The organism is Actinosynnema sp. CS-041913, assembly GCF_050942485.1.
GTDB lineage: Bacteria > Actinomycetota > Actinomycetes > Mycobacteriales > Pseudonocardiaceae > Actinosynnema.
Genome location: NZ_CP192037.1, coordinates 1,681,544 through 1,703,373 on the forward strand (window position 1 = coordinate 1,681,544; position 21,830 = coordinate 1,703,373).

At 72.4% G+C, this 21,830-nt stretch carries 19 protein-coding genes; 11 read left to right on the forward strand and 8 right to left on the reverse strand.

All coding sequences use genetic code 11. The annotated features are described in order from the left end of the window. Nucleotides 1-3: 3 nt before the first annotated feature. Nucleotides 4-183 carry a hypothetical protein gene (locus tag ACQPZF_RS08345; protein ID WP_433269923.1) on the reverse strand — a complete coding sequence of 60 codons (180 nt, stop codon included), beginning with the start codon at nt 181-183 and terminating at the stop codon, nt 4-6. Between the two features lie 182 nt (nt 184-365). Here ACQPZF_RS08345 and ACQPZF_RS08350 point away from each other — a divergent pair, with 182 nt between their 5' ends. The 3 genes from ACQPZF_RS08350 to crcB are packed head-to-tail and all read left to right on the forward strand — an operon-like array spanning nt 366 to nt 1,607. Next, nucleotides 366-803 (forward strand): MarR family winged helix-turn-helix transcriptional regulator, encoded by a 438-nt coding sequence (locus tag ACQPZF_RS08350; protein ID WP_433269925.1) that lies wholly within the window; start codon nt 366-368, stop codon nt 801-803. Continuing rightward, nucleotides 793-1,266 (forward strand): fluoride efflux transporter FluC, encoded by a 474-nt coding sequence (locus ACQPZF_RS08355; RefSeq protein WP_433269926.1) that lies wholly within the window; start codon nt 793-795, stop codon nt 1,264-1,266. The genes ACQPZF_RS08350 and ACQPZF_RS08355 overlap by 11 nt, the downstream gene beginning before the upstream one ends. After that, nucleotides 1,263-1,607: a fluoride efflux transporter CrcB gene (gene crcB / locus ACQPZF_RS08360; RefSeq protein WP_433269928.1), complete on the forward strand. Its 345-nt coding sequence runs from the start codon at nt 1,263-1,265 to the stop codon at nt 1,605-1,607. Before ACQPZF_RS08355 ends, crcB begins: the two co-directional genes overlap by 4 nt. 139 nt (nt 1,608-1,746) lie before the next feature. On the opposite strand, the gene ACQPZF_RS08365 is transcribed toward crcB, so the two are convergent. Continuing rightward, complete coding sequence (locus tag ACQPZF_RS08365) at nt 1,747-3,999, reverse strand: HelD family protein (RefSeq protein ID WP_433269930.1); 2,253 nt, start codon at nt 3,997-3,999, stop codon at nt 1,747-1,749. A 226-nt stretch (nt 4,000-4,225) separates the two neighbouring features. Between ACQPZF_RS08365 and ACQPZF_RS08370 the strand changes: the two genes are divergently transcribed. From ACQPZF_RS08370 to ACQPZF_RS08390, 5 genes are all read left to right on the forward strand, one after another. Further along, on the forward strand, nt 4,226-5,122 hold the full coding sequence (locus ACQPZF_RS08370) for an NAD(P)-dependent oxidoreductase (RefSeq protein WP_433269932.1): 897 nt from the start codon (nt 4,226-4,228) through the stop codon (nt 5,120-5,122). A 164-nt stretch (nt 5,123-5,286) separates the two neighbouring features. Next, nucleotides 5,287-5,973: a hypothetical protein gene (locus ACQPZF_RS08375; protein WP_433269934.1), complete on the forward strand. Its 687-nt coding sequence runs from the start codon at nt 5,287-5,289 to the stop codon at nt 5,971-5,973. 169 nt (nt 5,974-6,142) lie between these two features. Continuing rightward, complete coding sequence (locus tag ACQPZF_RS08380; protein WP_433269936.1) at nt 6,143-6,847, forward strand: TetR/AcrR family transcriptional regulator; 705 nt, start codon at nt 6,143-6,145, stop codon at nt 6,845-6,847. Between the two features lie 36 nt (nt 6,848-6,883). Next, nucleotides 6,884-8,260 carry a dihydrolipoyl dehydrogenase family protein gene (locus tag ACQPZF_RS08385; protein ID WP_433269938.1) on the forward strand — a complete coding sequence of 459 codons (1,377 nt, stop codon included), beginning with the start codon at nt 6,884-6,886 and terminating at the stop codon, nt 8,258-8,260. Between the two features lie 117 nt (nt 8,261-8,377). Beyond that, entirely contained in the window at nt 8,378-8,749 is a 372-nt protein-coding gene (locus tag ACQPZF_RS08390) for a hypothetical protein (protein WP_433269940.1), read from the forward strand. Here the strand turns inward: ACQPZF_RS08390 and ACQPZF_RS08395 are convergent. Further along, nucleotides 8,743-10,017: a hypothetical protein gene (locus tag ACQPZF_RS08395; RefSeq protein ID WP_433269942.1), complete on the reverse strand. Its 1,275-nt coding sequence runs from the start codon at nt 10,015-10,017 to the stop codon at nt 8,743-8,745. The genes ACQPZF_RS08390 and ACQPZF_RS08395 overlap by 7 nt on opposite strands. Before the next feature lie 150 nt (nt 10,018-10,167). Between ACQPZF_RS08395 and ACQPZF_RS08400 the strand changes: the two genes are divergently transcribed. Both ACQPZF_RS08400 and ACQPZF_RS08405 read left to right on the forward strand, forming a co-directional pair. After that, entirely contained in the window at nt 10,168-11,589 is a 1,422-nt protein-coding gene (locus ACQPZF_RS08400; protein ID WP_433269944.1) for a S8 family serine peptidase, read from the forward strand. 239 nt (nt 11,590-11,828) lie between these two features. Continuing rightward, nucleotides 11,829-12,332, forward strand: a complete 504-nt coding sequence (locus ACQPZF_RS08405; RefSeq protein ID WP_433269946.1) for a DUF3145 domain-containing protein — start codon at nt 11,829-11,831, stop codon at nt 12,330-12,332. Between the two features lie 293 nt (nt 12,333-12,625). On the opposite strand, the gene ACQPZF_RS08410 is transcribed toward ACQPZF_RS08405, so the two are convergent. From ACQPZF_RS08410 to lanKC, 4 genes are all read right to left on the reverse strand, one after another. After that, nucleotides 12,626-14,329 carry an ABC transporter ATP-binding protein gene (locus ACQPZF_RS08410; RefSeq protein ID WP_433269948.1) on the reverse strand — a complete coding sequence of 568 codons (1,704 nt, stop codon included), beginning with the start codon at nt 14,327-14,329 and terminating at the stop codon, nt 12,626-12,628. Further along, the gene (locus ACQPZF_RS08415) at nt 14,329-15,921 is read right to left on the reverse strand and encodes an ABC transporter ATP-binding protein (protein ID WP_433269950.1); all 1,593 of its coding nucleotides are present in this window, start codon (nt 15,919-15,921) and stop codon (nt 14,329-14,331) included. The genes ACQPZF_RS08410 and ACQPZF_RS08415 overlap by 1 nt, the downstream gene beginning before the upstream one ends. A gap of 153 nt (nt 15,922-16,074) precedes the next feature. Then, a complete protein-coding gene (locus ACQPZF_RS08420) occupies nt 16,075-16,239 on the reverse strand; it encodes a SapB/AmfS family lanthipeptide (RefSeq protein ID WP_433269952.1) in 165 nt (54 codons plus the stop codon). 28 nt (nt 16,240-16,267) lie between these two features. Beyond that, nucleotides 16,268-18,799, reverse strand: a complete 2,532-nt coding sequence (gene lanKC / locus ACQPZF_RS08425; protein WP_433269954.1) for a class III lanthionine synthetase LanKC — start codon at nt 18,797-18,799, stop codon at nt 16,268-16,270. A 499-nt stretch (nt 18,800-19,298) separates the two neighbouring features. Here lanKC and ACQPZF_RS08430 point away from each other — a divergent pair, with 499 nt between their 5' ends. Next, the gene (locus ACQPZF_RS08430) at nt 19,299-19,871 is read left to right on the forward strand and encodes a hypothetical protein (protein WP_433269956.1); all 573 of its coding nucleotides are present in this window, start codon (nt 19,299-19,301) and stop codon (nt 19,869-19,871) included. A 494-nt stretch (nt 19,872-20,365) separates the two neighbouring features. Here the strand turns inward: ACQPZF_RS08430 and ACQPZF_RS08435 are convergent, their stop codons facing one another. Beyond that, nucleotides 20,366-21,793: an acyl-CoA carboxylase subunit beta gene (locus tag ACQPZF_RS08435; RefSeq protein WP_433269958.1), complete on the reverse strand. Its 1,428-nt coding sequence runs from the start codon at nt 21,791-21,793 to the stop codon at nt 20,366-20,368. Between the last annotated feature and the right edge of the window lie 37 nt (nt 21,794-21,830).

A 21,830-nucleotide genomic window follows, 5' to 3' on the forward strand; every position in this document is an offset into this window, starting at 1 on the left:
GTCTCACTCCCGGTGGCCCGCGCCGGCGAGGCTACCCAGCCGCGCCGGGTCGCCGCCCTCGACCGCGCCGGCCTCCGGCTGCCACCGCGGCGCCACTCCGGGTCCGGCGAGCCGGAAGCCGGCGAGCAGCTCCGTGATCTCCACGTGGGTGCGTGGGAACATCGGATTCGTGCTCTCCGCCACCGCGCACATCCTCGATTCCACGTAGGAGGGACAGGTCCCAGTGCCCGCGTGGAGGTTACTGAGCCGAGCCTGCGGAAGGCAGTGCCCGAGCGTGCTACTCCCTCGAACGGCCTACTGGCGAGGGGGCCGTCCCGCCATGCGGACACGGCGTCCGGAGCGACCGGAACCAGTACCATTCGCGCATGTCAGACGAGGCACGCACGCTGACCGACGTCGTCACGAGACTGCGCCGCGCGCTGCGCACCAGCATCCGCTCGGAATGGCCGTGGGACTCGCTGCCGATGGCCCAGGTTGAGCTGCTCCAGACGCTGGCCGAGCGTCCGCCGATGCGGGTCGGCGACCTGGCGGCGGAGCTGCGGCTCGCGCCCAACACGGTGAGCGGGCTGGTGGGCCAGCTCATCGAGGGCGGTCTGGTGGCGCGCGGCGGCGACCCGTCGGACCGGCGCGTGGCGCGGCTGTCCGTGACGCGGCAGGGGCACGAGCAGTTGGCCGTCTGGCAGGCCGCGCACGAGAAGCGCATCGGCTCCGCGCTGGACCGGCTGGAGCCGGGGGAGCGGGCCGACGTGGTGCGGGCACTGTCCGCGCTCGACCACCTGGTGGACCACCTGCGTGCCCACTGACCCCACCGATCCCGACCCCGAGTCTGCGCCGGCAGCGCCGGTCGATCCCGACCCCGAGTCTGCGCCGGCAGCGCCGGTCGACCCCGATGTCGGCCTCCGCAGCCCGGTACAGCGCCGGGAGGTCTCAGCACCCGTCCTGCTCGCCATCGCGCTCGGCGGCGGACTGGGCGGCCTCGCCCGGTACGCCTTCGCCGGCCTCGGGCTGCCCGGCACGGTCGCCGTCAACGTGCTCGGCTCGGCGCTGATCGGCGTCCTGATGGTCCTCGTGCCCCGCCTGCACCCGCTGGCGCGACCGTTCCTCGGCGTCGGCGTGCTGGGCGGGTTCACCACGTTCTCCGCCTACGCCCTGGACGCGGTGGAACTCGGCGGCCTCCGCGCCGTCCTCTACCTGATCGTCGTCGTCCTCCTGGCTCTCACCGCCACCGCCCTGGGCATGGCCGTCACCCGGAAGGTGATCGGGTGACGGCCCTGCTGGTGTTCGTCGGCGCGGCGGCCGGCGCGGTGGGCCGCTACCTCGTGGACCGGTTCTTGCAGGCCCGGCACGACTCGACGTTCCCGTGGGGCACGCTCACCGTCAACGTGGCCGGCTCGTTCATCCTCGGCTGCGTCGCCGGCGCCGATCCGGTCTGGACCGCGCTGATCGGCGTCGGCTTCTGCGGCGGCCTCACCACGTACAGCACGTTCAGCTTCGAAACCGTCCGCCTGCTGGAGGACGGCGCGTACAAGCAAGCGTTTGCGAACGTCACGGTGAGTGTCGTCGCCGGGGTCGCTGCCGCCGCTGCCGGGTATGCGATCACCCGATGAGCTTGGACCTGCGCAGTCGTCAGGCCCCCGCATCCCTTCGACCCGCGCGTGGTCGCGGTACTGGCCGAACACCACGGTGGCGGCGGTAAGGCCCGCCGCCGCCTCGGTGCCGGACACCGTTCACCCGGTGGCTCCCACCTCACACGGTGGTTTTCAACCGCCCCAGCACGGCCGGCAGCTCGTCCTCGTGCACGACGCCCAACCGCTGCGTGGCACGGGTCAGCGCCACGTACAGGTCGCTCGCCCCGCGCGGCGACTCGGCGAGGATGCCCGCCGGGTCGACCACCAGCACCGAGTCGAACTCCAGGCCCTTCGCGTCGGTCACGCCCAGCACGACGACCTGCGCGTCCAGGTCGTCCGACGCGCCCGGCACCAGCGCGCGCAGCGCGGACACCCGCGCGGCGGGCACGATGACCGCCAGTTTGCCGTCGCCGATCGCCGCGATCTCCGCCGACACCACGGACGGCAGCGCCGACGGCACCGAGTCGACCCGTGCGCTCCACGGCTCGTTGCCGCTGTCCCGCACGGAGGTCGGCGGCTCCAGAGCCGGGTCCACCGAGGCCAGCACGTCGGCGGCCACGGCCATGATCTCCGACGGCGTCCGGTAGTTCACGGTCAGCTCGGTCAGCTTCCAGCGGTCCATCACGTACGGCGACAGGACCTCGTGCCACGACGACGCGCCGGCGATGTCGCCGGTCTGCGCGATGTCGCCGACCACCGTCATCGACTTGCTGGGGCAGCGCCGCATCAGCGTCCGCCACGCCATCGCGGACAGCTCCTGCGCCTCGTCCACGATGATGTGCCCGAACGTCCACGTCCGGTCCGCCGCCGCGCGCTCGGCGGCCGTCTCGTAGCGCTCCGCGCCGTGCCGCTCGGCCAGCCGGTAGGCGTCCACCAGGTCGGTCGCCATCAGGATGTCCGGGTCGGCGTCGTCCTCCAGGTCGAGGATGTCCAGCACGCCCTGCGCGTAGTCGATGGCCTGCCGGCGCTGCCGTTCGGCGCGGGCCTTGGCCTCGGTGTCGTCCTCGCCGAGCAGTTCCGCCGCCTCGTCCAGCAGCGGCACGTCGGCGGGCGTCCACTCCGCGCCGCGCGGGCGGGCCAGCAGGGCGCGCTCACCGGCGGTCAGCTTCGGGGTGGCCTTGGCCAGCAGCTTCGGTGACGAGTACAGGTCCTCCAGCAGCTTCTGCGGGGTGAGCGTCGGCCACAGCCGCTCGATCGCCGCCTGCACGCCGGGGTCCTCGCGCAGCTCGCGGCGGATGTCGTCGATGTCGGCCTGGTCCAGCAGGTGGCGGCCCAGTCGGGCGACGGCCTGGGACGCCAGCGTCGAGATGATCTCCCGCTGGAACGTCCGGCGCGCCTCGTTGTGCGGCCGGCGGGTGCGGCGGGCGCGGCCCCGCGCGGCGGTGATCGCCCGGCGGTCCAGGCGCAGCACGTCCTGCTCGAACGGGACCTCGACGAGGGACGGCGCCTCCTGCCGGTCCTTGACGGCGTGCGACACGACGTCCGCCATCTCGATGCGGCCCTTCAGCGCGGCCGTCTCGGCGGACTCGCGGCCCACCGCCGTCATACCGGGGAACAGCTCGCCCACGGTCGACAGCAGCACGCCGGTCTCGCCCAGCGACGGCAGCACCTGCCCGATGTACCGCAGGAACGTCGGGTTCGGCCCCACCACGAGCACGCCGCGCTTCGCCAACTGCCTGCGGTGCGTGTAGAGGAGGTACGCGGCGCGGTGCAGCGCGACCGCCGTCTTGCCGGTGCCCGGACCGCCCTGCACGACGACGACGCCGTTCAGCTCGGTGCGGATGATCTTGTCCTGCTCGGCCTGGATGGTGGCGACGATGTCGCCCATCTGGCCGGTGCGGCTCGCGTTCACGGCGGCCAGCAGGGTCGCCTCGCCGGTCAGGCCCTCCGACGGGCGCGCCAGGTCGACCGAGTCGATGTCCAGCACCTCGTCGTCGAAACCGACGACCTTGCGCTGCTTGGTCCGCAGGTGCCGGCGGCGGCGCACGCCGTCCGGGGAGGCCGCGGTGGCCAGGTAGAACGGCCGCGCGGCGGGCGCGCGCCAGTCCATCAGCAGCGGCTCGTACTCCTTGTCCTCGTCGAACAAGCCGATCCGGCCGATGTAGAAGCGGTCGTCGGTGTGGAAGTCCAGCTTGCCGAAGCACAGCCCGTTCTCCACCGCGCTGTACTGCGCCAACTGGTCGGAGTACATGGCCACCGAGGTGTCCCGCTCGGAGCGCATCTGGTGGGTGCCGCCGGTTTCCCGGAGCGCTCCCGCCAGCCGCTTCGAGCTCTGTTCGCGGAGGTCGTCCAGCCTGCCGTACAGCATCGACACGTATTCCTGCTCCGCCGCGATATCCGCGAGTCGGAGGTCATCGGAGGGGCTTGACAACGTGCCTCTTTTCTGGATAGCGTGGTTTATCAGGCTGTGCCGCTTTTCGCCTGACCTCTCCCTGTGCGCGCAGAACGTCCAATCTACACGGTCTCTCCCCGCCGCGCCTCCACGTCTCGCGCCTCCAGGTCCCGGCCGACCGCGTCGGCCCGGCGGTGGCTCATCGCCCAATCATAGGAACCGCGCGTTGGTGGCAGTGCCGCTGAACGCGGGCCAGGATGCGCTCATGCGCCATGACCCGATCTCCGTCCTCGGCCTCGGGGCGATGGGCCGGCCGATGGCCCGCAACCTCGCCCGCGCCGGCTTCCCGGTCACCGTGTGGAACCGCACGCCCGAGCGGGACGGCGAGGTCCGCGCCGCCGGCGGTCGGGCCGCGGCCACACCCGCCGAAGCCGCGCTGCCCGCCGTCCTCACCGTCCTGCCCGACCTGCCGGACGTGGAGGAGGTGCTGGCCGGCCCGGACGGCCTGCTCGCGGGCTGGCGCGAGGGCGGCGTGGCACGGCCGCTGCTGGTGGTGATGGGCACGCACGCGCCGGGGGCGGTCAAGGCGCTCGGCGCGCGGCTGGAGGACGTGGGCGTCCGGCTGGTCGACGCCCCGGTCAGCGGTGGCGACGTCGGCGCGGACGCGGGCACGTTGAGCATCATGGCCGGCGGGCACGCGGACGACGTGCTGCGGCTCCAGCCGTACTTCAGCGTGCTGGGCACGACCGTCCGGCACATGGGCCCGCTCGGCGCGGGCCAGTTGGCCAAGGCGTGCAACCAGATCGTGGTGGCGACCGTGCTGAACGGGGTGTCCGAGGCGCTCGCGCTGGCCGTCGGCAACGGCCTGGACCCGGCCGCCGTGCTGGACGTCCTGGGCGGCGGCCTGGCGGGCGGCACGGCGCTGGAGATGAAGCGGGACAAGTGGCTCACGCACGACTTCACGCCGGGCGGCCGGGCGCGGCACCAGCTCAAGGACCTGGTGTTCGCGATCGAGGCGGGCCGGGAGTCGGGCGTGCCGCTGCCGGTGACCGCCGCCGTCGAGCAGATGTACACCGCGATGTGCGCGCTCGGGCTCGGCGACGACGACCACAGCGGCGTCTACCAGGTGTACGAGGCGCTCACCCGGTCGAGCCGGCGCTGAATCCGCCGAACTGCGGCGCGGCCGGCGAAACCTGTGGGCCTGCAACGCATCCGGGGCAGCGGCGGCACGGCGGGTGAGGGTCGGGACACCCGATGAGCGGCACTCCGCGGGCACGCGGGTGAAAGCCGGCGCGGGCGGCGGACCGACCCGGCACCCTGGGGAGGGTGAGGGAGCATCGCCGGGAACTGGTCCGGCTGAGCCGCATCGTGGTGGACCGGCCGCCGTGGCAGCTCGCGTGCGCGGCGCTGGTGTCGGCGTGGTCGCTGGCGTGGGTGGTGGCGCAGCCGTTCGGGGCGCCGAGCCCGCTGGACGTGGCGGGCGCCCTGCCGGCGTGGGCCGGTGTGCCGACCGGGTGGCTGGACGCGGCCGGCGCGTGGTGCGCGGACCGGACCGGGTGGCTCGCGGTGGCCGGCGGCCTGCTGTGGGCGATGACCGGCGCGCGGCAGCAGTCGACCGCGTTGCTCGGGTGGCTCGCGGTGATGTGCGCGGCGGAGTCGGTCGGATATGCCGCGGTGCACCGGGCGCTGCTCACGTTCGCGGTGTTCCTGGTGGTCGTGGGGTTGTTGTCGATTCCGGGCCGGCGCGCGTTCGTGGTGGACCGGATCGCGATCATCCCGAAGGACGTCGCACGGGCCGCCGCGACGGCGGTCGCGTTGTCCGCCGTGGTGCCGTTGATCGCGCCAGGCTTGGCCATCGCGGGATTGCTGAAACCGTATGTGACGAAGCCGCCACGCTCGCGTTCTGAACCGAAAGAGGACGGGGCGAAGTCAAGTTTCGATCACGCTTTGCCCGCGCCCCGCGGGACGGTCCGGACCCCCGCGCCCGCGACTTCCCGGCGGCCGAACGGGTAGTTCCGGCTACCGGCGGGTACCGGCGATTGTCCGGCGGTCAATCGTTTTGCCGACAATTACTTTGCCACCTGGCCGGCATAGGCCCAGGTCTATTCGGGGCGGACCGGATGAAAGTGAGTGTGTCTCACATGGTCGACCGCAGTCGTGCAGGTACGTGCGACGATCCGTGATGAAGCTGTCGCCAATCCTGTGTTTGGGCTTACTGGTCCGTATCCATCAAGATGGCGGAGTGCATGAAAATCCCGCCGAAAACCGCTTAGCCAAGGTGATGCGCCGTCAGCCTGTCCAGCAGCGTGGCGCGGCCACGGTGACCGCCATTGTCGACGCCTGTGCGGAGCTGCTGAACGAGTACGACTACGACGACATCACCACAGCCCGGATCGTCGAGCTCGCCGGCGTGCCAATTGGCTCGTTCTACCAATACTTCCCGGACAAGCGTTCTGTTGTGCACGCGTTGGCGCTGCGCGGCATGGAGGAGTACCTCACACGGGTCGAAACACTGTTCAAGGAAGGACAACTGGCCGCGAACTGGCGGGAAGCGGTGCAGCAAGTCGTCGGCGTCTACCTGCGGATGCTGGCCGAATTGCCCGGTTTCGGAAGGGTGCGGTTCAGCGACCTGTTCGACGGGCACCGCCTCGACGCCAGCGTCGACCAGTACGACCTCATGGCGGAACGGCTCCGCGACCTGTTCGTCGACCGGTTCAAGGTGCGTGGCGACGCACCGGTCGCGTTGACGTTCCGGATGGCCACCCAGACCGCCGACGCCATGTACAAGCTCGCCGAACGGGTCGAGCCCGCTGAACGCCAGGTGGTTCTCCGCACCACCGATGGCGTGATCCTGCGCATGCTGGCAGGAGTGTTCGACCCGGCGTGACTTGCCGCACCGGTCCGGGTGGTGTGGGGTGGACCGGTGGACGACTTCGACGTGATCGTGATCGGCGGCGGACCGGTGGGCGAGAACGCCGCCGCCCGGACCGCCGCCGGTGGCCTCAAGACCGCGTTGGTGGAGGCCGAACGGGTCGGCGGCGAGTGCTCGTACTGGGCCTGCATGCCGAGCAAGGCGCTCCTGCGGCCCGGTCACGCGCTCGCCGCCGCCCGGCGGGTGCCGGGCGTGCCGGTGGGCGAGCGGCTGGATCCGGCCGCCGTGTTGAAGCGCCGCAACGAGTTCACGTCCGACTGGGACGACTCGGGGCAGGTCGGGTGGGCGGTCGGCGCGGGCCTGGAGGTGATCCGGGGCCGTGGCCGGCTGGCCGGCGAGCGGCGGGTCGACGTCGGCGGTCGCGTGCTGACGGCGTCCCGCGCGGTCGTCGTGTGCACCGGCAGCGTGCCGCGAATCCCTTCGCTGCCAGGGCTTTCCGACGTGCCGTACTGGACTTCGAGGGAGGCGACCTCGGCGCAGGAGGTGCCCACGTCGCTGGTGGTGCTGGGCGGCGGCGTGGTCGGCGTGGAGATGGCGCAGGCCTGGGCGCGGCTGGGTTCGGCGGTGACGCTGATCGTCTCCGGCGAGCGCCCGCTGCCGAGGGCCGAGGCGTTCGCGGGCGACCTGGTGGCCGAAGGGCTGCGCGAGGACGGGGTGACCCTGCGCACCGGCGTGAAGGCGACCGGTGCGTCCGTTGTGGACGGTGAGCCGACGCTGTCGTTGTCCGACGGGTCCTCGGTTTCCGGCGCGCACCTGCTGATCGCGACCGGCCGGCAGCCCGCGACCTTCGACCTCGGGGTGGAGCGGTTCGGCTTCGCGGAGGGCGACGCACTGCCCGTGGACGACACCGGTCGGGTGGAGGGCGTCGAGTGGCTGTACGCGGCCGGCGACGTGACGGGGCGAGCGCTGCTCACCCACCAGGGGAAGTACGCGGCCCGCGCGGTGGGCACGGCGATCCTCACGGACGCCACCTCGCCCGAGCCCTGGACCGCTCCGGTGGCGACCGCCGACCACACCGCCGTGCCTCAGGTCGTGTTCACCGACCCCGAGGTGGCGTCGGTCGGCTGGACCGAAGCCGAGGCGCGGGAGAAGGGGCTGGAGATCCGGGTCGTCGACCTGGACATCGCGGTCGCGGGCTCCTCGCTGCACGCCGACGGGTACCGCGGCAAGGCGCGGATGATCGTCAACGAGCGGACCCGGACCCTGGTCGGCGTGACCTTCGCCGGTCCGGACACGGCGGAACTCGTCCACGCGGCCACCATCGCGATCGTGGGCGAGGTGACCGTGGACCGCTTGTGGCACGCGGTTCCGGCGTACCCGACGATCAGCGAGGTGTGGCTGCGGCTGCTGGAGGCCTACGGGCTCTGACCATCGGTCGACCACCGCTCACGCAGCGAAGTCGGCGGTACGCCAAGTGCCGTACGGTCCCTGCCCCATTGGGTGTCAGATCCCAAATGTGCGGCTTCATTTCATTACACTGTGGTGGTGACCAGAGGAACCGTTGCCCTCGCGACCGCGGCGGTCCTCTGGTGCGCGTTCCTCATCGGCACCGCGTTCCTGCCCAGCCCGCCCGATTTCGCGCCCATCGCGGTGTACCTGCCGGGTTTCCTGGTGGTGCCGGTAGTGCTGCTGACGTTGTCGCGGGCCCGCAAGAACGCGTTGCTGTGCCTGGCGCACGTGCCCAAAACCGTGCTGGCCCTGGGTTTCGCGATCGCCGTGGCGGGCTGGCTGTTCTCCTGCGGCGCGCTGGGCGGCCGGCCGGGCACCGAGATGCTGTGCACGGTGGCCGGACTGGTGATCGTGCTGCACGTGGCCTTCGGGCTGATCGCCGTCGGCCTCGTGCGCACGGGTTACTGAGTCACCGGCAGCCGCAGCGCCTGGTCGACCAGCGCGGCCAACTGGGGGTCGGCGGGATCGGACTCGCCGTCGGCCCACACCGCCTGCGCGATGCGCACCTGGGCGTTCTTCAGCGTGGCCCGGATCGCCGAGCGGTCGAACGACACCGGTCCGCCCGCCCACGCCTTGCCCTCCTTCACCAGCGCCGTGACCCCGCCGGAGCCGGCCGTCGACGTGACCTTGTGCAGCTCGCCCGCCCGCGTCGCGTCCGGCAGGTTCAGCTCGGCCACCGCGATGCCGACCTTCCGGCCGTCCACCGTGGTCTCGTACTGGGCCCGCCGCAGTTGCAGGCACATGTGCCCGGCCAGCCACGCCTGCACGTCGCCGAACGCGTGCTTCGCGCAGTCCTCCGAGCGGTCCGCGCCCTTCGGCGAGAAGTTCCGCCCGTCCACCACCACGGTCGTCGGCTCCGCCGCGGGGCTGCTGGACGACGCCGCCTCCGGCGCGCCGCCGGACGTCAGCGTGATGATCAGCGCCACCACCAGCAGCACGGCGACGACCGCCGCCGCCACGTACGCGGGCCACTTCGGGCGGCGTCGGGCCGGCTGGATCCTGGGCAGCAGCATGGTGCTGGCCGACGCCAGGTCCGCCGCCGCGTCCGGGAAGCCCTCGGCCCGCAGCTCCCGGAGGTCCGGCGGGCTGCCGGTGGGCGCGAGCACGGCCAGCAGCTTGGCGGCGTGGTCGGCTGAGCAGGGCCGGTCGCTGGTGGCCAGTTCGCGCGCCGCCGCGAGCAGCGTGGTCGGCTTGGGGTGCAGCACCCGCACGCCCCGGTTGAGGTCCACGGTCGGCTGCACGACGTGCGCCACGTACGGCCCGACGGCCACCACCGTGGTCACCGGCAGCGGCTCGCCGCGCATGTCCTGGATGCGCCGGGCCACCGCCGTGGTCGCCTCCAGCGCCTCGGCGGCCGGGCTGGTCGCGCCGTCGGGCCGGGTGAGCGGCCAGCCGTCGATCTTCCACTGGCCCGCGAGCGGGGCCTCCAACCGCATGGCGGGGTCCGGCAGGTCGACGCCGACCACGACCAGCACCCCGCGCGGCAGCACGATCAGGGCGTCCAGCGGGCGCGGGCAGTCCGGCGGGGTCACCCCGAGCATGGCGACGCCGCCCAGCACCGCGTCGCCGGTGCCCCACGTGCTCAACGCGGCCCGCACGTCCACACCGACTTGGGACGGCTCGGGGCCGAGCCGGATCAGCCGCACAAGACCACACCGTTCCACACGGTCGAACACCGTAGCGCCGTAGGGGGTGGCTCGGTGGCAAGGACGGCGAGTTGGCACTTTCAGTGATCGCCATCACCGGAATGGGTGTGACTCGTTGGACGCATTGCTCTGTCAGCGGACGCCGCTCCGCGGTGGCCATGCCTGAGAGGTTTGATCGCGATGCGCACCACCACCCTGCTCGCGGCCGGCGCCCTGGCGCTCTCCGCGATCGCCGCGCCCCCCGCGTCCGCCGGCCCGCTCGCCCCGGCCTCCACCCTGCTCACCCCCGGCTACGCCGGCACCGTGTTCGTCCACGGCACGGACCTGGCCGCCGCCGAACGCGCGGTCCGGCTGTCCGGCCTCCGCCGGGTCACGAGCTTCGCGCGCATCGGCGTCGTGGCCGCGCACGGCAGCGCCACCCAGATCGACGCCGCGCGCGCCGCGTCCGGCGTGACCTACGTGGAGGCCGACCGGCCGATCCGGTTCACCGGCTCCACTTCCCACGACGCCACCCGCGGCCTCACCGCGCGCCGGACCCTCACCGGTGCGAACGGCCTGCCGCTGGACGGCAGCGGCGTCTCGGTCGCCGTGATCGACTCCGGGGTGGACCCGACGCACCCGGCGTTCCGGACCGGGGACCGGACGAAGGTCGTGCGCAGCCTCAAGAGCGTCTGCCTGGACGAGTCCGCCGGCACCGGCTGCATCCTGGACGTGCCGACATCGGTCGACACCGACCTGCTGTCCGGCGGCGGCCACGGCACGCACGTGACCGGCATCGCCGTCGGCGGCGACGTGGCGCTGACCGACGGCACGACCGTCCACGGGGCTGCGCCCGGCGCGAAGGCCGTGGTCATCTCGACCGGCGCGGTGCTGTTCATCATCGGCGCGGACGCCGCGCTGAACTGGGTGCTGGAGAACCACCGCGCACCGTGCGGCGCGGGCGTGCCGGCCGCCACCTGCCCGCCGATCAAGGTCGTCAACAACTCCTACGGCCCGGCCGGCGGCGGCGCGTTCGACCCGGCCTCCACCACGGCGAAGCTCCAGCGGGCGCTGGCCGCCGAGGGCGTGGTCACGGTGTGGGCGAACGGCAACGACGGCGGCGACGGCTCGGCGAGCCTGTCCAACCCGCCCGGCCAGGACCCGACGCCCGGCGTGATCTCCGTCGCGTCCTACAACGACCAGGAGACCGGCACGCGCGACGGCGCGGTGTCCGACTTCTCGTCCCGCGGCCTGGCGACCGACCCGTCCACGTGGCCGGACATCTCCGCGCCGGGCGAGAACATCACCTCGGCGTGCCGGCCGTACCTGGTGGTCTGCGCGACCGGTCTGAAGCCGCAGAACGGCCCCGGACCGCTCGACCTGGGCACGTTCAACACGATCTCCGGCACCTCGATGGCCGCGCCGCACATCGCCGGCATCGTCGCCCAATTGTTCCAGGCGAACCCGTCGGCCACGCCCGCGCAGATCGAGGCGGCGTTGAAGTCGACCGCGCACAAGTACGGCGGCGGGTACGTCGCCGTCGGCCCGCACACCAGCAGCCACGACCGGGGCACCGGTCTGGTGGACGTCATCGCCGCCGCGGCGGCTTTGGGCGCGCATTGATCACGTGAGAGTGTCGGACTGATCTCGGAATGTGACCCCGTGGCCCGCAGGATGGGCCGCGGGGTCCGACTTTAGGGTCGAAAGTCCTGTATCTGACCCGCTCGGGTGATGAACGTGCTGGTTCTTCTGGCGGACCGCTGCGACAGCGGGCAGAATGACCAAGTCGGGAATTCACCGGATCGTCCGCTTGCGACAGGCCGTAGGGGAAGACGTCCCTCGTCGAGTAGCGGAGGTCAGCTGTGAGCACCCGTGGCAGCACCAGTGGCGTGGTCTACGTCCACTCGTCGCCGTCTGCGGTCTGTCCGCACGTCGAGTGGGCGATCTCGGGCACCCTCGGCGAGCGAGCGGACCTGAAGTGGGCGGCGCAGCCCGCCGCGCCAGGGCAGTTGCGCGCCGAATGCGCCTGGACCGGAGACGCCGGCACAGGCGCCCGACTCGTGTCCGCGCTGCGCGCGTGGCCGATGCTGAGGTTCGAGGTCACCGAGGACCCGAGCCCCGGGGTCGACGGCGTCCGCTACTGCTTCGCGCCGGTTCTCGGGCTGTGGCACGCCCGGACCAGCGCGAACGGCGACATCGTCGTGTCCGAGGACCAGTTGCGGGCACTGGCGGCCCGCAGTCGCGGCGGCGAGTCCTTCGCCCACGGCGTGGACGAGATCCTCGGCGCGGCGTGGGACGACGCCCTGGAACCGTTCCGCCGGGCGGGCGACGGCGCTCCGGTCACCTGGCTCCACCGCGTCGGCTGAGCCACGCCGACCACCCGTGCCCCCGCGGCGCGAGTGGTCGGCCGGCTCGCGCCTCCGGGCCCACCGATGGCCCCGTCACGCCCGGAACCGGCGGCCGAACGACACGGCACGAACGCGGACGCGGACGCGGACGCGGACGCGGACGCGGACGGAGCCGCGCCTTACCCACAAAACGATGTTCCCAAACCCGCGAAACCCACTTTGTCGGTGCCCGTCGGTAGAATTGTTACCGGGGGCCGCGGCCCGCAAAACGGCCGTAAACAACCAGCCGCCTCGGCCGGTTTCCAGGCGGCTCAGCCGGCCGCCACGGCCGGTTTCCAGGCGGCCATCAGCTCACCGTAAGTCGCCGAATCAGCCATCAGCCGCTCGTGCGACCCGAGCAGCGGCGCACCGCCGTCCATCACCAGCACCCGGTCGGCCCGCAGCGCCGACGACAGCCGGTGCGCGATCACGATCAGGATCCCGCCCCGCGCCGCGAACGCCCGCTCCACCACGGCCTCCGCCGCCGGGTCCAGGTTCGAGGTCGCCTCGTCCAGCACGACGACGTCCGCCTCGCACGCGTAGACCCGCGCCACGGCCAGCAACTGCGCCTCACCCGCCGACAGGCTCCCGCCCGCGTGCCCGACCGCCCCGTCGAGCCCGCCGAGCCGCGCGACGACGTCCGCCGCGCCGACCGCCTCGACCGCCGCCGTCAACACCGCGTCGGACGCCGACGGCGCGAACAGCGCCAGGTTGTCCCGCACGGTCCCGGTGAACAGGTACGTCTCCTGCGGCACCAGCGCGATCCGCCGATGCCGTTCCGCCGGCACCACCTCCCGCACCGGCACGCCCCCGAACAGCACCGTCCCGGCCTGCGGCGGCATCAGACCGGTGATCAGACCGGCCAGCGTGGACTTCCCGATCCCGCTCGGCCCGACCACCGCCAGGTGCGACCCGCGCGTGAGCGTCAGGTCCAGGTCGCGCACCACCGGCTCGGCGTGCTCGCCCCACCCGAACGTCACCCCGCGCAACTCGACCTCGTGACCCCCCGGAACGAGATCACCCGTCTGCTCCACCACTTCCGGCGCGGCCTCGGCCAGCCGCCGCAGCGCCACCGCCAGCCGCAGCACGACGGTGCTCGTCGTGTCCGCCAGCCGCCGCAGGGCCGGCTGCACGCTCGTGCTCAGGTACACCACCGCCGCCAGCACCTCGCCGACGGTCAGCGAACCGGCCGCGACCATCCCCGGCGCCATCACCAGCAGCAGCACCAACGGCAGGAACCCGCCGACCGAGATCACGATCCCGCGCAGCGACGAGGCCCACGCCATCCGCACGGTCGCCGTCGCCTGCCGGTCGACCTGCCGCAGGACGTCCGCCGAGGCGTGCGCCTGGGCACCGCACGCCACGACGTCCCTCATGCCCAGCAGCACGGTCCCGGCCACCTCGGCGGTGTTCTCGTCGGCCATCACCAGCGCCCGCTGACCGCGGGCCAGCGACGGCAGCAGCGCGCCGAACAGCACCAGGGCCGCCACCACGGGCAGCACCACCAGCCACGCCAGCGAGGACACCGTCGTCGCCAGTCCCACCAGCGCGGCGGTCGTGGTCACCAGCAGCGCCCGCGCCTGGACCAGCAGCCCGGCGGTCGCGTCGCGCACCACCTCCACGTGCCGGGTGATCCGCGCGACGGCGCTCGCGTCCGGCTGCCGCCGGTGCGACCGGCTGTCGTGCAGCACGCCGCGCACGATGGTGGTCACCAGGGCGTCCCGCAGCGGCTCCACGACATCGCCGAGCCGCGTGAACACCTGCCGCAGCCCGAACCCGCCGAGCACCGCGACGAGCGCGAACGCCACCAGCCAGCCGACCCCGGTCCACACGTCGCCGACCGCGAACCCCCGGTCCACCGCCAGCCCCACCAGCCGCCCGGACAGCAGCGCCGGCACGCCTTCCAGCACCGACCAGCCCAGCAACGCCAGCACGGCGCCGCGCCGCCCGGCCAACGCCCGCAGGTAAGGTCCCATCAGCCGAACACCGCCCGGTACTCCGCGTCTTCCCACAGCGAACCGTGCGGGGCCACCGCCCGCACCCGCCCGTCTTCCAGCCACACCACGGCGTCCGCCCGCCGCGCGGTCGCCGCCCGGTGGGTCACCACGACCCTGGTGCGACCGGGCAGCGCCGACTCGACCGCACGCTCCACAGTGGACTCGGTCACGGTGTCCAGGCTGGCCGTCGCGTCGTCCAGCACGAGCACCTGCGGATCGCGGACCACCGCCCGCGCCAGCCCGAGCCGTTGCGCCTCACCGCCGGACAGCGGCGTGTCCGCCATCGGCGTGTCGTAGCCGCCGGGCAGCCGCACCACCACGTCGTGCACCTGCGCGGCCCGGCACGCGGCCAGCACCTCTTCCCGGCCGAGGGACGTGCCGTAGCCGACGGCGTCCGCGACGGTCGCGCCGAGCAGCGCGGGACGTCCGAACGCGTACCCCACCGACCCGCCGCGCAGCACCTGTCCCGATGACGGCGCGCGCAGGCCGCCGATCACCGACGCCAGCGCCGACTTGCCCGCGCCGGACCGGCCGACCACGGCCAGGAACGTCCCGGCGGGCACCACCAGGTCCACGTCGTGCAGGGCGTCCCACACCGACACGCCACGCAGCTCCACCGAGCCGGGGGCCGCGTACCCGGGCGTGCCGACGGGAGCCTGTTCGGTGGTCAGCACCTCGTCGATCCGCTGCGCCGACGCCCGCGCCCGCTGCACGGCCGTCAGCACGGTCGCCTGTCCGACCACCGCCATCCCCAGCCCGGCGTAGCCGAGCGCGGCCAGCACGTCGCCGACGGTCAACCGGCCCGCGACCACGCCGAACCCGGCGGCGGTCAGCACGGCCAGTTCCACGGCGGGCAGCAGCAGCCCGGCCCGCCAGATCATCCTCGCCTGGGTGCGCCACATCCCGATGCCCGCCGCCGCGAGCCGGGGGAGGGGCCGCAGCACCCGCGCCGCCTCCTGGTCGGCCCGGCCGGACGCGGCGATCGTGCGCAGCCCGCCGACCGCGTCCAGCAGCCGTGCCGACAGCTCGCCGGAAACCTCCTGGTAGGTGGCCACGTCGTCGGCCGTCAGCTTCAGGTGCGACCGCACCAGCAGCAACGCCAGCGGCACGCTGAGCAGGAACACCACGGCGAGCCGCCAGTCCAGCAACGCCAACGCCGCCACCGCGCCGCACGCCGTCAGCACCGTGATGCCCAGGTTCACCAGCAGCACGGCGAAACCGCCCGCGATCGCGCTGTCCCCGGTCAGCCTGCTCACCGCGTCGCCGGCCTCGAACCGGCCCGGGTGCCCGAGTCCCAGCAGCTTGGCCGTGAGCCCGCGACGCAGCCACGCCGTGCCCCGCGCGGCGATCGCGGCGGCCAGGACGACGCCGATCGCGTCGCCCACCACCTCCACGCCGGCGAGTCCGACCAGCCAGAGCACGGTGGCGGTGTCCAGCCGTCCGCTCAGCGCCATGTCGACCGCCCCGGCCAGCGCGGTGGGCAGCAGCAGGCCGGCGGTGGTCGCGACCAGGGCGTTGCCGGCCAGCAGCAGCCAGCGCGGATCGCGCAGGACGACCGTTCTCAGCAGCATTCGTGCTCCAGCGCGTTCAGGGGCGCATCATGGGCGAGGGCCCGGCGCGGCCACCCGGATGTGAGCCGGGAGGCCGCCGCCGGACCCTGTGTGTGGCTGGGTGAGCGGCGCACTTCGCCTGCGCCGCTCACCCCGTCCTCATCGTGACGCTGGTCAGCAGAGGATGAGGCTCACGGTGGAGTGGCTGCAGGGCAGCAGCAGCGAGGCGTTGGACGCGGTCGTGCTGCCGCCGCCGCCACCGCTGCTGCCGCCGCTCGCCATCGCGTTCGCCTGGACCTCGGGGGTCTCCATGTCCTGCAGGTCGAGGATGAATTCCATGTCGAACTCCTTCTCGGGGGAATCGGGGTTACTGCGACCGACCCGAATGGGCCGGAGACTTGAGGAAGGGCAGTGCCGGCGCACCGTCCACGATGGACGCGATCGCCACCAGCACGCCCGCGCCGCCGGTGTTGAGGTCCATCGACAGCCTGCGTAGCTGGATGCCGGGGAACGCCAGGCCCTCCTGGTAGGGCACGGCGTGCCAGGCCAGCGCGGCCAGGTGTCGGTCGATGGCCTCGGGTGACCCGCCCGCGTGCGCGAGCGTGGCCAGCAGACCCGCCCGGCCCAGCATCAGGGCGGGCTGGATGACGAACTCGCCGGTGAGCGAGGAGACCAGCTCGGGCAGCCGCGCCGAGCAGTCGGCGGCCGGCGCCACCCGGGCGAACTCGTTGAGCGCCAACGCGATGCCGGCGCTGCCGACACCCACGTACGGCAGGGTGCGGAAGTTGCCGTCCCGGACCTGCGTCGAGCCGTCCAGCGCGGTCATGCACTCCGCGAGGTCGCGTTCCAGCGCCCGTTCGGCCTCGACCAGCCACCGCCGGTCACCGGTCCGCTCGTGCAGCCGGACGAACAGCAGCGCCGGGCCGGACCAGCCGTGCAGCAGGCCCGCGCGGGCCTTGTCGCCGGGCGGCGGGGCGTCCGCGAGCATCCCGACCAGCCGCTCTCCGAGCTGGATCGCCTGCGCCGCATAGGTTTCGTCGTCGCGGCTCGCGGCGAAGTGCAACAGGTTCAACGCCACCCCGGACAAGCCGGCGTTCAGCCCGTGGTCCTTGGTCGTCGGCAGGATCTCGGCGTACGCGCGGACCAGCTCGTCCGCCTCGTCGTGGTAGCCGAAGTTCTCCAGCACGTAGGCGATGCCGTGCGCCCCGGTGAAGAAACCGGGCTCCTTCGGCGGATCACGCCGCAACGAGTCCAGCAGCCACCGCTCGTGCTCGGGGTACCGGCCCTCGCCCGCCACGTCCAGCGCGTGCAGCACACCCGCCGCGCCGTACGCGAAGCACGCGCCGCCGACCTCGAACTGCTCCACGTCACCGGGGAACAGCCGGTCCGTGCGCTGCGGGGTGGCACTGGCCACGATCGCGGCGGCGATGGACTTGCGGACCACCTTCCAGTCCGGCTCCGGCTCGTCCAGCGCCGTGCCGACCTGCGCGGGCGGGTCCACCCGCGGGGTGAGCACGTCAAGGATGCGGTCGCAGTACTCGTCCGGCAGCCCGAACCGGCGGCGGATGAACTCCACGTGCGTGCGCAGCTTCACCGGCGCCAGCTCGATCACCGCGTTGAGCGGCAGGAACACGTACAGCCGCAGCGCGGCCAGCGCGTACTCATCGATCTCGAACTTGGACCGGTCCGGCGGGGCCTGGAAGCCCGGCGAGCCCAGCGTCGGCTTGCGGTCGTCCTCGACCGGGAACGCCAGCTCGAAGTCGATCAGCGACACCGCGTCGTCGTCGTCCACCAGGACGTTGAGCGGGTGCAGGTCGCTGAACACCACACCCCGCTCGTGCACGGCCTCCACGATCCGCTCGACGGCCTCGATGATCCGCATGGCCCGCGCGGCGTACGCGGTGACGTCGCCGACCTCGTGGTGGGTCAGCGGGTAGTGCTGCCCGAGCCACTGGCCGATCGGGCGGCCCGGCACCGGCTGCATCGCGATGAACTCGTGCTCCCAGGCGGTGAAGTGCTCGTAGACCTCCGGCACGCCCGGCACGCCGGCCAAGCGGGTGAGGATCCCGTGCTCCCGGCGCAGCCGCGCGACGGCGTCCACGTTCTCCCGGTCCAGACCGGCGTGCGGCCGGGCCTCCTTCAGCACCACCCGCGCGCCGTCGGACTTGCGGGTCGCCTGGTACACGCCGCCGCCGTTGGAGAAGTGCAGCGACTGGGTCACCCGGTACGGGAACGACTCGGCGTCGCCCGCCTTGCGCGCGGCCAGGTGCTCCTCCAGGAACGGGGGCAGGGTGATCCAGTCCGGCACCCAGAACGTGGGTTTGCGCTGGTCGGGCACCAGTTCGCCGGCCGGCCCCCCGATCGCCAGCACGCGCTTGCCGTCGACCTCCAGCCACTGCTCGACGAAACCGCCGTACCGCACGAACAATGGACCCGCGCCGTAGCGCAGGTCGCTGAGGATGTATGCGCCCGGTCTGCCCGAGAGCAGGGCGTCCAGCTCGCGGAGGACGGTCTCCAACTCGGCCTCGTCGGCCGGGTAGGCGGTGATCAGCTTGCCGCTCGCCTCGCGGGGGGCGTACTTGGAGTTCCGCGCCAGCACGATCGCCTGGGTGCGCAGGTACTTGAACGGGACGCGGCGCTCCACCAGGTGGTTGTAGACGGTCAGCAGCACCTCACCGGCGTTGCGCACGGTAGCCGAGACGTGGATCTTCCAACCCTGACGGGGGACCACGGCACCCGCCGGTTGGAGGTATCGCCAGATCGTGAGGTCGGTCTGCGCCCAGTCCTCCGGAAGTGCCGGCAGGACGTGTGAGAAATCGTCCTCGGCGGTTTCCGTGGAGCTTTGCACGTCGTAGAAGAGGCGGTCGGCGAAGCAGTAGGCCTCATATCGGAGATCCACCGGAATTCGCCTCCCGTTAATTGATGCGACCGGGATATTCCCGCACGCCGATGGGACGAAGCCAATCCGCCGAACCGGGGAGCCGATTGGGCCATTCGTGGTGGCTTGGACTGGGCTTACCAGCACTTTCGGTGGCATAGGCAGGAGCGGTACCACCCGTTTGCCAGGTTTGAGCGTCGTTCTGCGGATAGGCCGGGTGGGTGACGGCTAAACGGTACCGGAACGTTCAAGAGAAGCACCCGAGATGGCCTGCGGAATCGCCGGGAGACCCGCTGTATTGCGGCCTCGGTCACGTCCGGTGGCTCATTGGTCTCTTTGGGCGAAGGTGCCTCGGCTGGTGCCTTATTCCGCCAATGGGAGGTGGAATATACGCCGAAAATCGGGTTTACCTATTTGTGGCTGATGATGACCGCCAGGCTAAACCGCACCGATCGGGTGAAGCGCTACTCCGTTCGGGTAGTGATGCGCGCGTTCGGCGGCATGTGGCACGCTCGGCGCCGTGTCGTCCCGCCTGCTGCTGCCCGCCGTGCTGGTGCTCGCGGCGTTGACGGCAGCCGTCGGCTTCCTGGCCCGCGAGGTCTACCAACGGCCCGCGCAGGCCGTCGGCGACCGGATCGCGGTGCCGTCCGCGTCGTCCCCCGTGCCGCGAGAGGAGCAGCCGGGCAGCTCCACCGTGCAGCTCAGCATCGACGCCGCCCTGCACCCCGACGGCGAACGCGTGCGCGAGGTGCTCCAGAGGTACTTCGACGCCATCAACGCCCACGATTACGACCAGTGGACCAGAACGGTGACCGGCGACCGCGTCACGAAAACCGCCCGCACCCGCTGGGAGTCCGACTACGAGACCTCCCGCAACGGCACGATCCTGGTGCACCGCATCGAGTCAGTGTCACCGATCAGGCTGCGCGTGATGATGACGTTCGTCAGCACCCAGGCCATCGCCAAGGCACCCGCCGACCTCCAGGCCGACTGCATCACGTGGCGAGTCGTCTACCCGTTGCAAGCAGAGGGCAACGCACTGCGCGTCGACTTCGGCACCGAGGGCTCCAGCTCCCAGTCCACCGCCTGCTGACCCGGCCAGAGGCACAGAACAGAGCAGAAGTTCTCAAGGCTTGTTACGCAGCTTGACGGCAGAAGGGTGACCACGACGCCACCGCCGGCCGACCTACGCAGGTCTGGGCTCAAGCCGGGAACACCAAGCAACGGGACCACATCATCGATAAGCCCTGGGGCTGCCAGGGACCGGCTGGAACGCAACGCGCGCTACGGAACGTGCACTTGCGGCTGCCAGGTCGCGTGCTCGGGCCGAAGGCACGCGGCTTGGCACGCTGGGCGGGTCGCTCTGCGGGCGGCGTGTTGCGCGGACACCGGTCCCCCGGCAGGTTTTAGGGCTCCCGATGATGTGGTCCGGCTTCGTAGTGTTCCCGGCTTGAGCCCAGACCTGCTCAGGTACTGGTCGCCTTGCTCCGTGGTCACTCTTCTGCCGTCAAGCTGCGTAGAAAGAGAAAAGGCCGTCCCCGGTCCGGGAACGGCCTCTCCGAAGTTCGGAGCTACAGCAACTCGTGGCTACAGCGGGATGTTGCCGTGCGCGCCACGCCCGGCCGGTGCGGCGGCCAAGGCTTCCGCCAGCTTGCGCCGGGTCTTGGTCGGCTCGATCACCTCGTCCACCACACCGATCGCGATGGCCCGGTCCACCCCGCCGGCGATGCGCTCGTGCTCCTCGACCAGCTTGGCGTGCAAGGCCTCCCGCTCATCATCGGGCACCGCAGCGAGCTTCTTCCGGTGCAGGATGCCCACCGCCGCCTTGGCGCCCATCACGGCCACCTCGGCGATCGGCCACGCGAACACCGCAGTGGCGCCCAGCGACCGCGAGTTCATCGCGATGTACGCGCCGCCGTAGGACTTCCGGGTCACCAGCGTCACCCGGGGCACCACGGCCTCGCCGAACGCGTGCAGCAGCTTCGCGCCGCGTCGCACCACGCCGTCCCACTCCTGCCCGACACCGGGCAGATACCCCGGCACGTCGACCAGCACCAGCAACGGCACGCCGAACGCGTCGCACATCCGCACGAACCGGGCCGCCTTCTCCGCCGACAGCGAGTCCAGGCACCCGCCCTTGCGGATCGGGTTGTTCGCGATCACGCCGACCGTCCGGCCGCCCAGCCGGCCCAGGCCGACCACGACGTTCGGCGCCCACTTGGCCTGCAACTCCTCGAACGACGAGTCGTCCAGGATCGCCGACACCAAGGGCTTCACGTCGTACGCCCGCTGCGGCTGCTCGGGCAGCAGGGCGCGCAGGTCCTCGCCGTCCGGCACGGAGTGCAGGTCGAACACACCGGGCTGCGCGAACAGCCCGGTGATCCGCCGGGCCCGCGTGTACGCGTCCGGCTCGTCGGACGCGATCACGTGCACCACGCCCGACTTGCGGCCGTGCGCCTCCGCGCCGCCCAGGCCGTCCATGTCGATCTGCTCGCCGGTCACCGACCGCACCACGTCCGGGCCGGTCACGAAGACCTTCCCGGCCGGGGCCATGATCACCACGTCGGTGAGCGCCGGGCCGTACGCACCGCCGCCCGCCGCCGGGCCGACCACGACCGAGATCTGCGGCACCCGGCCGGACGCCCGGATCATCGCCGCGAACATCTGGCCCATGCCGTCCAGGGACTCCACGCCCTCGGGCAGCCGCGCGCCGCCCGAGTGCCAGATGCCGATCACGGGGGTGCGCTCGCGCACCGCCGTGTCGATCGCCTCCACGATGTGCCGGCAGCCCTCCGACCCCAGCGCGCCGCCCATCCGGGTGGCGTCGCTGCAGTACGCCACGACCTTCGCGCCGTTGATCCGGCCGCGCACGGTGAACATGCCGCTGCCGTCGCGCGGGCGCAGCGGGGCGATCGAACCGGGGTCCAGCAGTTGTGCCAGCCGGACCTCGGGGTCACGTGGATCGGGTTCGCCGTCGGCCTCCGGGGTGGTGGGCCGGGTGGCAAGGGCAGTCATCGCGAGGCTCCTTGTGAGCGAATTGGCCCGGGGGTGT

Excerpts from the sequence above, each read along its gene's own strand:
- ACQPZF_RS08350 (WP_433269925.1), top strand. The coding sequence starts at position 366 with ATGTCAGACGAGGCACGCACGCTGACCGACGTCGTCACGAGACTGCGC.
- ACQPZF_RS08370 (WP_433269932.1), top strand. The coding sequence starts at position 4,226 with ATGCGCCATGACCCGATCTCCGTCCTCGGCCTCGGGGCGATGGGCCGG.
- ACQPZF_RS08380 (WP_433269936.1), top strand. The coding sequence starts at position 6,143 with ATGAAGCTGTCGCCAATCCTGTGTTTGGGCTTACTGGTCCGTATCCAT.
- ACQPZF_RS08400 (WP_433269944.1), top strand. The coding sequence starts at position 10,168 with ATGCGCACCACCACCCTGCTCGCGGCCGGCGCCCTGGCGCTCTCCGCG.
- ACQPZF_RS08410 (WP_433269948.1), bottom strand. The coding sequence starts at position 14,329 with ATGGGACCTTACCTGCGGGCGTTGGCCGGGCGGCGCGGCGCCGTGCTG.
- ACQPZF_RS08415 (WP_433269950.1), bottom strand. The coding sequence starts at position 15,921 with ATGCTGCTGAGAACGGTCGTCCTGCGCGATCCGCGCTGGCTGCTGCTG.
- ACQPZF_RS08420 (WP_433269952.1), bottom strand. The coding sequence starts at position 16,239 with ATGGAATTCATCCTCGACCTGCAGGACATGGAGACCCCCGAGGTCCAG.
- ACQPZF_RS08435 (WP_433269958.1), bottom strand. The coding sequence starts at position 21,793 with ATGACTGCCCTTGCCACCCGGCCCACCACCCCGGAGGCCGACGGCGAA.